General features: G+C 44.2%; 11 protein-coding genes and 3 pseudogenes. 4 read left to right on the top strand and 10 right to left on the bottom strand.

Annotated elements, in window-relative coordinates; genetic code table 11:
* The first annotated feature begins 141 nt into the window (after positions 1-141).
* Positions 142-864, top strand: a complete 723-nt coding sequence (locus TSUB_RS13330; protein WP_087021838.1) for a DUF1223 domain-containing protein — start codon at positions 142-144, stop codon at positions 862-864.
* Between the two features lie 31 nt (positions 865-895).
* Here the strand turns inward: TSUB_RS13330 and TSUB_RS13325 are convergent, their stop codons facing one another.
* Entirely contained in the window at positions 896-1705 is an 810-nt protein-coding gene (locus TSUB_RS13325) for a cobalamin-binding protein (protein WP_087021835.1), read from the bottom strand.
* Between the two features lie 207 nt (positions 1706-1912).
* Between TSUB_RS13325 and TSUB_RS13320 the strand changes: the two genes are divergently transcribed.
* Positions 1913-3583 carry a SulP family inorganic anion transporter gene (locus TSUB_RS13320; RefSeq protein WP_087021832.1) on the top strand — a complete coding sequence of 557 codons (1671 nt, stop codon included), beginning with the start codon at positions 1913-1915 and terminating at the stop codon, positions 3581-3583.
* A 52-nt stretch (positions 3584-3635) separates the two neighbouring features.
* Here the strand turns inward: TSUB_RS13320 and TSUB_RS13315 are convergent, their stop codons facing one another.
* A complete protein-coding gene (locus tag TSUB_RS13315; RefSeq protein ID WP_107924991.1) occupies positions 3636-4478 on the bottom strand; it encodes a class I SAM-dependent methyltransferase in 843 nt (280 codons plus the stop codon).
* 378 nt (positions 4479-4856) lie between these two features.
* Here TSUB_RS13315 and TSUB_RS13310 point away from each other — a divergent pair, with 378 nt between their 5' ends.
* Positions 4857-5264 (top strand): hypothetical protein, encoded by a 408-nt coding sequence (locus TSUB_RS13310; protein WP_087021829.1) that lies wholly within the window; start codon positions 4857-4859, stop codon positions 5262-5264.
* A gap of 222 nt (positions 5265-5486) precedes the next feature.
* On the opposite strand, the pseudogene TSUB_RS13305 reads toward TSUB_RS13310, so the two are convergent.
* From TSUB_RS13305 to TSUB_RS13270, 8 genes and pseudogenes are all read right to left on the bottom strand, one after another.
* Positions 5487-6752 (bottom strand): annotated as a pseudogene (locus TSUB_RS13305) (DUF2075 domain-containing protein).
* 133 nt (positions 6753-6885) lie between these two features.
* Positions 6886-7963: pseudogene (locus TSUB_RS13300) on the bottom strand (IS3 family transposase).
* 37 nt (positions 7964-8000) lie between these two features.
* Positions 8001-8612 (bottom strand): hypothetical protein, encoded by a 612-nt coding sequence (locus tag TSUB_RS13295; protein ID WP_087021826.1) that lies wholly within the window; start codon positions 8610-8612, stop codon positions 8001-8003.
* The gene (locus TSUB_RS13290; protein ID WP_087021823.1) at positions 8605-8832 is read right to left on the bottom strand and encodes a helix-turn-helix domain-containing protein; all 228 of its coding nucleotides are present in this window, start codon (positions 8830-8832) and stop codon (positions 8605-8607) included. Before TSUB_RS13290 ends, TSUB_RS13295 begins: the two co-directional genes overlap by 8 nt.
* Positions 8833-9219: 387 nt before the next feature.
* A complete protein-coding gene (locus tag TSUB_RS13285; RefSeq protein ID WP_221274544.1) occupies positions 9220-9732 on the bottom strand; it encodes a formyl transferase in 513 nt (170 codons plus the stop codon).
* Positions 9733-9893: 161 nt separating this feature from the next.
* Complete coding sequence (locus TSUB_RS13280; protein WP_221274543.1) at positions 9894-10337, bottom strand: hypothetical protein; 444 nt, start codon at positions 10335-10337, stop codon at positions 9894-9896.
* Between the two features lie 43 nt (positions 10338-10380).
* Positions 10381-10923: a DUF6879 family protein gene (locus tag TSUB_RS13275; protein ID WP_221274542.1), complete on the bottom strand. Its 543-nt coding sequence runs from the start codon at positions 10921-10923 to the stop codon at positions 10381-10383.
* On the bottom strand, positions 10916-11155 hold the full coding sequence (locus TSUB_RS13270; protein ID WP_202819783.1) for a hypothetical protein: 240 nt from the start codon (positions 11153-11155) through the stop codon (positions 10916-10918). The genes TSUB_RS13275 and TSUB_RS13270 overlap by 8 nt, the downstream gene beginning before the upstream one ends.
* Before the next feature lie 525 nt (positions 11156-11680).
* On the opposite strand from TSUB_RS13270, the pseudogene TSUB_RS13265 reads away from it, so the two are divergent.
* A pseudogene (locus TSUB_RS13265) lies at positions 11681-12830 on the top strand (IS3 family transposase).

The raw sequence follows: 12830 nt of genomic DNA, 5'->3' as shown, positions 1-12830 counted from the left end.
AGTGCGGGATTGACTGAACTCAGTGTGCCTCAAATTGGTAGAAGTGAGCGCTACTGGGGCATGTAACCATGAAAGAAAGCGCGCGTTGCGAGGTCTTATAGTCAATACCATGATCAGGATAGACATCATAGGACCTAGGTTATGTCGTTACTTTCGCGAAATTCTGTTAGTCGATCACTCTCGGTGTTGCTCACCTTGCTACCTGCGGCTGCGTTAGCGCAAACATGGACACACCAAGGACAGCCAGCGCAACTGGTGGAGCTGTTTACGTCGGAAGGTTGCTCTAGCTGCCCTCCGGCTGATCGCTACCTCAGTCAGTTTCAGCAATCGCCGGATCTTTGGCAATCGATTATTCCTGTCGCGTTTCATGTCGACTATTGGGACCGATTGGGCTGGAAAGATGAATTTGCGCATCCAGCATACAGTCAGCGCCAGCGTTTGTATCGCGCCTATGGCGATATTGGGTCGGTGTATACCCCGGGCTTTGTGGTGGATGGCAAAGAGTGGCGCGGGTTCTTTCGTCGCAAAGCCCTACCGAATCAATTTCAAAAAGAGGGCGGCACACTCACCTTGAGTCGTGATGCGGATCAGTTCACGGTTCTCTATGATCAACAGGGTAAGTACACAGCGCATATTGTGTTACTTGCCATGGATGAACACACCGAGGTGAAAGCGGGTGAAAATCGAGGTCGAGATTTAGAGCATGACTTCGTTGTACTTGAAAAACGCCAATTGAATGCGGAAAAACAGTGGCGATTTGTGGATATTGACGTGGCGGACAATGCGGATGCAGTCGCTGTATGGTTAACGCAAGGTAGAGAAAGCCAGCCCGTTCAAACCGTCGCGGGCTACTTTCATCCTTGAGGTGCCGACAGGCAGGGTGAGTGAAAGGAGGTTATTGCCTTTCACTCCACGCTTTAATGATGGTGTGCAGTTGTGCCACACCATCTGTTAATGCGGCGGGTCCAGGCTGTAAGATATCGCTGGAGTTCAGCTCATAGACATCGTCATTTTGGATGGCAGGAATACGTTGCCAACCTTCCCGTTGGGTGAGTTTCTCTTTTTGAAAACGTCGGCCACACCAAGAAGCGATAATGATATCGGGTTGCTTTTCAATGACCTGCTCGTGGTGCTCGATAATGCGGTTTTTCGCCAACGATTCTTTGGCAAATTCTTGATAGCAGTCAATGCCTCCGGCTAACTCAATGAGCTCACTGACCCACGTAATACCCGTAATGAGTGGATCGAACCACTCCTCAAAATAGACTCTCGGCTTGTGCGCGAGGGCATCGGCACTGGCCTTAATGTCAGCAAGATGTTGTGTGAGAGAGGCGACAAGTTGCTCCCCTTTTTGCGGCTCGCCGATCAGCGCGCTGAGGGTGCGGATCATCTGCAGTGTTTCACTCAAGGTTCTATGGTTGAAGCAATGTACATCAATGCCTTCTTTGACCAAATCTCTGACTATATCGGCTTGGATGTCGGAGAACGCCAATACCAAATCCGGCTTCAATGCCAAGATTTTCTCAATCCGCGCGCTAACAAACGCAGAGACCTTGGTTTTTTCACGTTTGGCTCGCTCTGGCCGCACGGTGTAGGCCGATACCCCGACAATTCTGTCTTCTTCCCCCATGAGATAAAGCGCTTCTGTGGTCTCTTCTGTTAAGCAAATGATGCGTTGTGGCCATTGTGGCGTTGCAATTGGCATAGTGTCACCCATGGGTTGGTGAGTTAATAGGTTGATGAATTATAAGTAAATATTGGAAAGATGAAAGAGGCTGTGCCCGATTGGTTACAAAGCAGAACTAAACATTCTTTTAACAAGATCACACTTAGAGGTACTATTGCGCAATCAATAGTTCTAGATCACCAATGGAAGTGGTGAATGAGTTTTGCAATATGAAGGGAGTCATGGGTGTTTAAAAAGCGGTTTGATGATATTAATTTGAAAGGCGATCTATTTGGCGGGGTGACCACCGCGATTATCTCCTTACCTCTCGCGCTGGCATTTGGTGTTGCGTCTGGTGCGGGTGCTGAAGCGGGATTATGGGGGGCGATCCTCGTTGGGTTGTTCGCTGCCCTTTTTGGTGGCTCATCCACCCTGATCTCTGAGCCGACTGGCCCAATGACAGTGATCATGACGGCGATCCTCACGACCATGATGGCAAAGTATCCCGAGAATGGGATGGCGATGGGCTTTACCGTGGTGATGATGGCTGGCGCCTTTCAGATGCTACTCGGTACCTTAAAGTTGGGGAAGTATGTCACCTTGATGCCTTATAGCGTGGTGTCCGGTTTTATGTCGGGGATCGGTGTCATCTTAATTATCCTTCAGCTCTCTCCGTTGCTCGGGCATCCTGCGCCTGCTGGTGGCGTGATGGGAACCTTAAAAGCGTTGCCCGATATTGTTGAATCAATGCGTTTTAGCGAGCTGTTTCTTGGTGGTTTAACACTCGCGATTCTGTTTTTGCTTCCCAAGCGTTATCGTCGTTATGTCCCCGCACAGCTAGTTGCATTGGTGGCAGTGACTTTACTCTCTATCATCATTTTCGATACCGACAGCATTCGCCGCATTGGTGAAATTCCTGTTGGTCTGCCATCTTTTGTGATCCCGACCATCAACAGTGAAATCTTCGTGAACATGGTGATTGATGCCCTTGTGCTCGGCACATTAGGTTGCATCGACACCTTGCTCACGGCGGTCATCGCTGATTCTTTAACCCGTAAAGAACATGACTCTGATAAAGAGCTGCGCGGGCAGGGGCTAGCCAACATCATTGCAGGCCTATTTGGTGCCTTGCCCGGCGCAGGCGCGACGATGGGCACCGTCACTAATATTCAAGTGGGCGCACGCTCGCCGTTATCCGGTGCAACCCGTGCGATGGTTCTTGCTGTGGTTGTACTGGCCGCTGGTGGTTTAACCGAACCGATCCCGATGGCGGTACTGGCAGGCATTGCAGTGTATGTGGGGTTCAACATTCTAGATTGGAGCTTCATTCAGCGCGCGCACAAAGTGAGTTTGCAAGGCATGGGCGTGATGTATGGCGTGATGTTGCTAACTGTATTCGTGGACTTGATTGTCGCGGTAGGGTTAGGGGTGTTTATCTCGAACATCATTATTATCGAGCGCCTCAGCCGTGTACAAGCGCGTCAGGTGAAAGCGATCAGTGATGCCGATGATGATAGCTTGCCATTGACCGACAGTGAGCGCGGCTTACTCGATAAAGCAGAAGGAAAAGTGCTGTTCTTCTACCTTTCTGGGCCGATGATCTTCAGTGTCTCTAAAGCGATATCGCGCCAGCATAGCCATATCGGTGATTATGAAGTGATGATCCTTGACCTCACGGACGTGCCGATGATTGACGTCACGGTTGGCTTGGCACTCGAAAATGCCATTAAAGATGCGCAAGAGGCAAACTGCGAGGTGTTGCTGCTGTGTCCGAACAAGCGCACACGAGAGCAGCTAGAGAAGTTCCACGTCCTCGACCTTGTGGCAGATGATTGCACCTTCCGATTCAGATATGAAGCGCTCCGCTCTGCCGTGCGCTACTGTGAGAAAACCGGCAAGGTGGTATTGAATCATTGAGGGCTGGCGGCGAAGAAGAGATAGGTAAGGGGCTCCGATTTTGGAGCCCAATTTAAGTTCGCTGTTTAATGCAGTGAAATGAGTGCTGTCGAGCAATACCCTTGAACAGTGGTATGTTCAAAGAGAGCAGGCAGTCTATCTTTCCTAAAAGGCTACCAAGACGGCCAGGGGAGGTTATTTTTAGTTCTGGACTAAAAAGTACTTCTGTGAATCTTTGCGTAGGACGGGAGCCGAAAGTAGCACTGATTGATTGATATTGCGCTTTCGATGCGCGTTCTAAGAAAAAGCTACCCGGAACCTCTCCCTTTAAATGATAGTGTTTGCCCAATATTTTATAAAGGCTTCGTACGCAAATTTGGTTATTTAACGAATAATTCGAGAATGCGCCACCACTTTTTAAAACGCGGTGAGCTTCTGATATTGCTATAGAAAAACTAGGTATATGCTGTAGAGCCTGAACTGACCAATATCCGTCAAAGGTTTCATGATCGAATGGTAGTTGAGTTGCATCTCCATGGACGAGATAGATGTTTTTATTGATCCTGTCGCCTAGTACTTGAGATGCGTAATGAAGGTTAGTGCGAATAAAGTCGACGATGACGATATTCAGATCTGGTCTTTGTGCTTCAATGGTTCGCCAATGCCAGCCCCAACATCCGCCAACATCAATGATGAATCCATTTTTAGGTATCTGGCTTATGAACGTGGTGACTTCTTGATCCATTACTGGAATAGAATGATGAATTGAGAGAGTATCAAGATAATCTTGTGGAACTTCTTTGGCCACTTCCTCTCTCATCTTAATCTCTTCACTTTGTTCTTGGTTGGTAAAGTGAGCGGAGTAGATACCATCTTGTCCAAGCGAAAGCTGTTTTAAAAGTTGTTCTGGTGTCATTTCGACAATGATCCTCTTTTGATTAATGTGTTTAGGAAGGCAAGTTAATGTCTACCGATTCCTAATAGCGTGTCTATCAGGTGTGACTATTGGCTGACTTACGCTGTTGTCATTATGGTTAAGGGGTGTTTGCTTTTTATAGCAATTAGAGAGAGCATTTAGCCACTATATGCAATATATTCCCACTGCTTAAAAGGTATGTCTAGAACTACGGTGATACTTAGTCATTATGGCTGTGCTTTGGTCGAATATTTTTCTGTTCAGCTATCCTTGTTCATTGTTTAGAAAGGGGGGCCATCAACTCAACGGGTTCAGTAGAGCCCTATAACAGCTTAGTTCACTATGACGTGCGGGGCACCGCAGCAAGGTGGGGTTAAAATGAGAAATTTCGCTTTTGTACTGGCCTTGCTCTGTATAACTTCGTCTGTGAATGCGTTACCTGAGCCTGAAGTCGGCTATGGGGAAACGACGTTTGATACCCATGAGGCGACAGAGGCACTATCTTTGATGTCTGATGCGCTACTTAGCTTTAATCAGATGACGAATTTTGCCAGTGAAGAACTAAAAAACCAAGTCGATCATACAGGCTGGGAAGTGCAGAACATTGCTTTCAATAACTGGTCTCACTATGTACACGGTACCTTGTTGCAACAACAACTCAAAATTGCCACGCTAGAGAGACAACAAGCTACTAGCCCACAAGATATTGAGCGTACTCAAACGAATCTCGAGGCGGCTAAAAGCGCTTATCAGGATTTCATAAACAGTGCGGTGATCGCTGACTAAACCAAGTGTACGTCCCTAGCGCATGAAGGTATTCAATGCGCTAGGGATAGTCATTTCAAAGCTATCTTGTTGGAAATTTTCCGCGAATTTTTTAGCTTGGTTCATTGGCCCTTTAGTGCAGCATTATTGTGTCGCCTTCATCAGACTCTCACTTGCCCCAAGTGAGAGATTTTATATTGTATAAATCCAGTCGAATGAAATTGAACTCATCGTTTTTTACCTTTACTCAGGTAGTTTTTTCAAGCCGCAGTCTAAAAGGTACTGATAAGTATGTTGGTAGTATTCTTTAGGCCTTGTAACGTCGCTATCACACCCATGAGGTACAAAAATGACTAAACCTTGTCGAGCTCTTGTAAGTAGCACCCTATAAGCATTTTCGAGATATTGCTTTTCTACTTCCTTATGGCGTTTTTGTCATCTTGTGCCTTTAAAACGCCAATGTTCAAATGCTTGAGCGTTAAAGCGATAATCTGCGTCCCAACACACTAGACACCAGTCTAACTCTAAGCCTTGGACGTCAAACTCGGTTGCGACATCTTCAAGAAAGTGGCAAGAGCGAATATCATCATGTTCAGATAAAAACCAATTAACAGGGTCAAATTTGTTTTTGACGAATATTCCTTCTGCTTTTAAACGGATGCCATTAGAGGAAGCGAGTACGCCACTAGATTCATTTCCTCGTACTTGTTGTCTGATCCATTGCTTTGCTTGAGTTAAATCTCTTGTTATGTAAAGAGGGTATTGCTCTCTGATATTTTCGGCTATTAACGCAGCCTTTATGGTTTCTCCGGCAATTAAATGGTGCACAAAGTTAGATAGGTTTTCTGCACGAAAAGAACGCATTGAAGTGGATAGGTGCAGGCTTTGTTCTTTCTTGAAGTTACTTAGTTGCTCTGATGTTAGTCCATTGGATATGTAATTTCTGCTTAGTAATTTTTCAGAACAGTAAACTTGCCAGTGAGGGAAGCTTTGCTGTAATGCAGAAAACCAGCCGAGTAGCCCAGACTCGCCAGTATTGATTTCTTGCCCGCCACCAATTAATGCAATGATAACAGCCCAATCCTTGTGACGATCCATGACTTCAATGAGAAACTCGGGTTCAGATTTAAAGAAATCGGTTTGCCCACGTTTCGATTGCATAAATTTTGATGTTTGCTCTGCATTCCACGCTCGTTGGGCTTCGTCGAAAATGGCTACGCGCTCGGGTGGTGTGGATCCATCTAAGGCTTCGTCGCGAAAGCGGTGAATATTCTGGATAAATTGTGATGTCTCTCGTCTTGCCTTTGCTTTACTGATTGACTCGCGTTTCGATTTATCGATAGCAAGTGCTTCTTGAAGAACACTGACGAGCGGACCGTTGCCACTTAGAAACACGGAATACTCGTTATCTTGAGGCTTTGAATGTGTGTTTGCTATGTTCAAGCCGACAAGTGTTTTTCCTGCTCCGGGTACACCCGTTACAAAGCAGATTAGTTTAGCTTTCTCCATTCTCGCTTGATGAATAAGTTTGAGTAACTGCTCGCTAGTAACACCTAGATTTTGAGTATCAGCTTCATTGCGAGCAATGTCTTCTACGGCATGGTTAGCATATAGTGCTTGTGCAGCCTTGTCAGCTTCCCCATTAGTGAGACAATCCATAACTAGAGGTTTCCAGTTGTCTCCGGTATACAGCCGGAGGTGTATTTCTCAAGCTATCATGGGGGCGCTCTTCGTTATAATCACACATCCAGGCCCATGCCATATCTCTGACCTGCTCTAATGAATCAAAGAGGTAGGCATTCAAAAACTCACGGCGAAATGAGCCATTGAAGCGTTCAACAAAGCCATTTTGCTGAGGTTTGCCAGGCTGGATGTAAACAAGCGTGATATTGTGCTCCTCACACCACTCGGTGAGCTGTGATGATATCAGCTCAGGACCATTGTCCATCCGAAGCTGCTTGGGTAAACCGCGCTCTTGTTTTAGCTGCTCTAGTACACGTACCACCCGACCTGCGGGTAAGCTGGTATCAATCTCTATTGCAAGGCACTCTCGTGTCGATTCGTCGAGAATGTTGAGTGTTCGAAATCGCTTGCCGCAATACAGTGTGTCATGCATAAAATCGAGCGCCCATTGGTGATTAACTTTATCGACGACGTCTAGGGGCATGGCGATACGGGGCGGTAGCACGCGCTTTTGGCGTCGCTTTAGATTCAACCCCATACGGCAATAAACGCGGTAAACACGTTTATGATTAAACTGCCCATGCTTGAGCCTGATCCGCCGGAAACACTTCCGGAACCCAGCATTCGGTGACTTCTCAAGTACGTTATTCAGTGCGTCGATCACGTTCGGTAGTAACTCGCCCGAGCGATAGCCGCAAGTTGGCATGCCTTGACGATGTTGAGCCCAAGCTCCACGAGGAGATGAGCACAGTTACGTCGGTCATCGACTACCAGCCCTTTTTTGCAAAGAGTTCTTTCATTGCATGGTTTTCTAAGCTGACATCGGCAAACATCTTCTTGAGCTTGGCATTTTCTGTCTCGAGTTCTTTAATGCGCTTCAGCTCAGAGGCATCCAAACCACCATATTTGGCTTTCCAATTGTAATAAGTCGCTGTACTGATACCGTGCTGGCGGCAAATTTCATCCACCTTCATACCAGCATCAGCCTCTTTAAGGATCGAAACAATCTGTGACTCGGTGAAGCGTGACTTTTTCATGGTGCTCTCCTGCGTTTATGGGGCAGAAAATTCCAGTTTAGACTGTCTCAGTATAGGGGAAGCTGACAGCCTCAATAATGGTTGGTGTTGGGAGATAGCCGCTATCGGCCCACTTTACAGCATCAATAGGCTGTGCGAGTTCTACTTGTGACGTAAACGCGATGATTTCACTCAGATCACTCTGACTGGCTTTGATAGGTTTCGCGAGATTATCGGCATCAAAGCGAAGCTGATACTGCACTGAAGCTGCTTTTGTTGCGACGAGAATTGGGATAATGGGTTGAGAATGGCTACCGCGATGGAAGTGTTTAAGGTCAAGGGCATAACTGACTGTTTGCCGTATGTCGACAGCATGAAACTGGCTGGCACCGACTTTAAACTCAATGACGTAGATGACTCCATTTAACACTATTACTATGTCAGCACGTTTGCCCATGCGGGGAATGAGAAACTCAAAAAAAACATGACCATCGTGCACATCTAAGTGGTTTAATGCTTGCTGAAGAATTTGTGTTTGTACATGCCAAGCACTCGTTTGTTCATGCCTTAATTGTTGAGTGTGGTTGCTGGTTATTACACCAATGATATGGTCTGCAGAGGTGTTCATGAATTCTGCAATGGGTGCAGAGTAAAAGGCTCGTCTAGTCATTTTTTTCCTCGAAGACGAGAAGCTGCTCTGCAGAAACGTTCAGTGCCTTGGCTATTTTGACTAAGTTAATCAAACCAACATTACGACGGCCTCTTTCTATGCCGCTAATGTAGGTGCGATCTAGTCCACTCAAAGCGGCAAGTACCTCTTGGCTCAGGTTTGCTTGTTTTCTTAGGTGCTTAACACGTTGACCAAATAGTTTCAGAATCTCGTCGCTCACAAGTCTTCACTTTCTCATGATTTATTAATGACATGCTGCTTCTATGTAGACTTTTGGTCTACGGACTATGAGTCACATATTGGAAGGATGCGTGATATGAGCCGAAAGGAAGTAAAAGCAGAAGAGGTGATGAACAAGCAACAAAAAAGGCGGTAACCTTTCGGTTACCGCCTTCCCAAACGTTTGGTGGAGCTGGCGGGAGCGTCCACTGGTCTTAGTTAAGTGTTTGTAGTTTTAGCAGTTTATTTGTTTTGTGTTTATGTACAACAACTTTATAGTACCTTACTTTAGAACTTTTCAACCAATCGTTCAAGGGTAAGCATTACAACAATTGAATACGCTTTTTCTCATTTGTAGATCATGGGGCTAAGTCCAAAGCAAAAGTCATTAGGATTTCTCCGATTTTCTTAAAATTCCTTTGGCTTCCTTAACAAATTCAGATATTGGTTTATGTTGCCATTCTTCAGTAAACAACTGTGATAAAGGTTCCTGAGATTTCAATGTATGAGCCTGTACATTGATATCAGGATGCTGTGCATTTCTTTTGGAATTTCCTGACCGAAAAGTAGGCCATGTTTTACTAAATAAATTTTCGCATTCATCGATCAATTTATCAAAAGATGACTTTAAAGTTTCATTGGAGTCAAACAGAATATCACTAGTTTCGATAATATCACCAGTATCAACTCCGTCATCAATATAGTGTATGGAGACACCATGTTTAAGTCCATTAACCCAAGCCCATAGATGAGGGTTAGGACCTCTGTTAAATGGTAATATCCCACCGTGGATATTGATGCAGGTAACTGATTTTATGATTTTTTTTGGTATGATATTAGGGTATCCAAAGCATACAATGATATCTATATTATTCTTATTAATAAGTTTACGATCTATCATTATATTCGGGTCGTTAATAGTTATTACTTTATCACCAAGCTTTTCTATAATTGGTGATAGCCTAGTTGACAATGAGCCTAATAATAGGACGTTCCAAAAACTTCTGTGGTCAAGTTGTCTTCTTAGTAAACCGAATTTATTGAGGCTATACTTAATTGAATCTAGTTTTCCTTTACACTCCAAAAATCAACGAACTCTTTATTGTAGAAGACACGGTTGTCATGCCAGACTTTTCGAGGTATTGGTAGCGACAAAAATTGATTAAAGTCTAGAGAGATTTTTTCTATTTCTATCATATGACTATACTTGCCAAAATAGAACGAAGAAGTAGCGTGATTAAGAAGAAGCTGAATGAATCGTTTTTCATTATATGTTACCGGTTCTTCTAATAGATTAACGTCTGTCTGTAGTACCCTTTTAAATTTGTCATAGTCATCAATTGTCAACTTCCAAATTTCACGATGAGATTTTGTAATCTCCTGAAAATTAGCTGTCTTTTGGGCGCTAACACTTCTAAGTGTCGAAAAAAAATTGAGTAGTAACGCGATAGTTGATACCAACAAGCTACCAATGACACCAAGAGTTTTTGCGTCTTCAAGTGTCATGAAGCCTCCTTAGAATAATGCTCCTCTATAGGGTATGAATTTTTCATAATATATTCAAAAGTGTCTTAAAACTAGCTATTTTATTACTGTCAGTCGTCATCCATCCACCTTGAATCAACCCATTTTCATCGTAGTTATGAACTAACGCAACTTTATCGTCAAAAAGCATGAAGTCATGCAAAGCATGAGTTTTGTAAATATCTAACCCTTCTGACAAAAAAATTAACTCACCTTGCTTTGAGTTTTCTTTATAGCATTCAAATTCCCAGTTTAAGTAATCAGAAAGAGGTAAAAGTACCGGACGACATCGATAAACATTAACTCCTCGTTTCCTAAGGGATTCATACACTGGATAGTCTTTCTCCTTAGATTTTTTGATTAGCTCAATTGCTTTGTCAAGGTCTCCTCTAATGTAAGCGTCATAACTTGGGTTATCGGTTTCTTGATAGCTCATTTTCGTTTCGAGCTTATAAACTCTAGTGCTAACGTTTTTCCATGCAGCTGGAAAGTTAGAAAAAAAATCACTGGCTGAACAAAAATAGATCATATCTCGAGTTAGAGTTTCTGTTGAGAAAAGCTTAGGCATCAGGAATAACCTTTTTAGCACGAGTTAGAGTTTTTCTTGGGATTACAACAATCTCTTCATCAACACCACATCCAGCACTTTCAGGCAACAAGGCGCGTAATTCGTTAGTTTGCTTTAATCCTATAATGGCAAATGAGCCATCCTCTAGTTCCCATATATCAGGACAACCATCTAAGTTTGGAGTCATTTCTCCGTTAGAGTGAGGATCGGGGCCAAGTCGATGTTTAAACATAATTATTCCTTGAGTTCAGTTTGTTCTGGTTGATATTTGAACAATTATAGTCAGGTTTTGTGCTGATAAAGTGTGATCAGTGTTGTCTTGTGGCTAATGTGAGTTATGTCATTAGAGGCTCAGTTTTTCCTAGTTTGATACATATTCTTGTTAAGAAAGATAAACACATTACATTATGTGGGAAACTTTAAGGTAAAAGGTATGTTCAAACGTGAATCCACTACGTAGTTACATGTTGGTAACCTATTGTTGAGAAAAGTTGATTACGCCGTTTCAGTTCTGAAATGGGAGTTGAATCGACGTAGTGTCCTTAACCAACTCAAATGAAGAGGACGATTCCCTACGTAATAACTTGATATACAGCAAGGTAAGTGAGTGTCTCAATTGTCATATGCAACAGTAGCATGTAATGTTCAAACTATTGATTTTCAGCCTGTCTTGAGCACAGGGTAAACCATAGAGTGATCTGAACCAGCTGTTTTAGACACTGAGTTAAGCGAGTAAAATCACTTAGCGAGGTAAACAATGACAAACACTAAAACACGTATTAAGCACACTGAAGAGTTTAAGGAGCAGGCGCTTAAGCTTGTTGAAAGAACATCGGTTACAGAGGCTGCACGACAACTCAATTTACATGCATCCCAAATATACGGCTGGCGTAAGATTGCAAGGAAGGACTCCACCAGTGAACGCGAGGCTGACCTTGCAGCCGAAAACGCTCGTCTGAAGCGCCTCCTCGCTGAGCAAGCGGAGGAGCTTGAAATAGTAAAAAAAGCCGCCACCTACTTCGCGAAGCATCTAAAGTAGCAAGCTTCGAGTTCATGCAAGTGCACATTGAGCAGTTCTCTGTAACAGGAATGGCCAAGGTTCTTGCTGTATCGCGTAGTGGGTTTTACTACTGGTTAAAGCATCGTCATGAAATCAGTCAACGAGAAAGAGCACGTACTCTGCGTGACATAACGGTCAAAAAAGCGTTCGAAGCTAGCAAAGGCCGGGACGGTGCAAGGCGTATCCAGGTAGGGCTGGCAGAGCAAGGGAACAAGCACAACCTCAAGACGATATCAGAGAGTATGAAAAGGCAAAGCCTGGTTGCAAAAGCTGCGCGTAAATTTAAGGTCACGACAGATGGTAAGCATTCGTTACCCGTTGCACCTAACCTTCTGGAACAAGACTTTACTGCTGATGCACCGAATCAGAAGTGGGCTGGCGATATCACTTACTTGATGACAAGTGAGGGCTGGCTTTATCTTGCTGTAATTATTGACTTGTACTCTAGACAGGTAGTCGGCTGGTCGATGGAGTAACTCGTATGACAGCAAGCTTAGTCGGAGATGCGTTGAAAATGGCACTGTTCCGTCGTGGGCTCCCTGAAGAGGTCATTGTTCACAGCGACCGAGGCAGCCAATACTGCTCGAAAAGTTACCGCGAGATAATCCACTCCCATAATTTAAAACAAAGCATGAGTCGAAAAGGAAATTGTTGGGATAATGCTTGTGTAGAAAGCTTCTTCCATTCGCTAAAAGTTGAAGCTATCCATTACGAACCGATTATGACTAAAGAAATGATGCGGCAAACGGTATTTGAATATATTGAGGTTGATTACAACCAAACAAGAAGGCACAGTGCGCTAGGGTATCTAAGCCCTGTCGTATTTGAACAGAAGAATGTCGCTTAA

Source organism: Thaumasiovibrio subtropicus, from assembly GCF_019703835.1.
Lineage (GTDB): Bacteria > Pseudomonadota > Gammaproteobacteria > Enterobacterales > Vibrionaceae > Thaumasiovibrio > Thaumasiovibrio subtropicus.
This window is presented reverse-complemented; position numbering and strand designations above follow the sequence as displayed.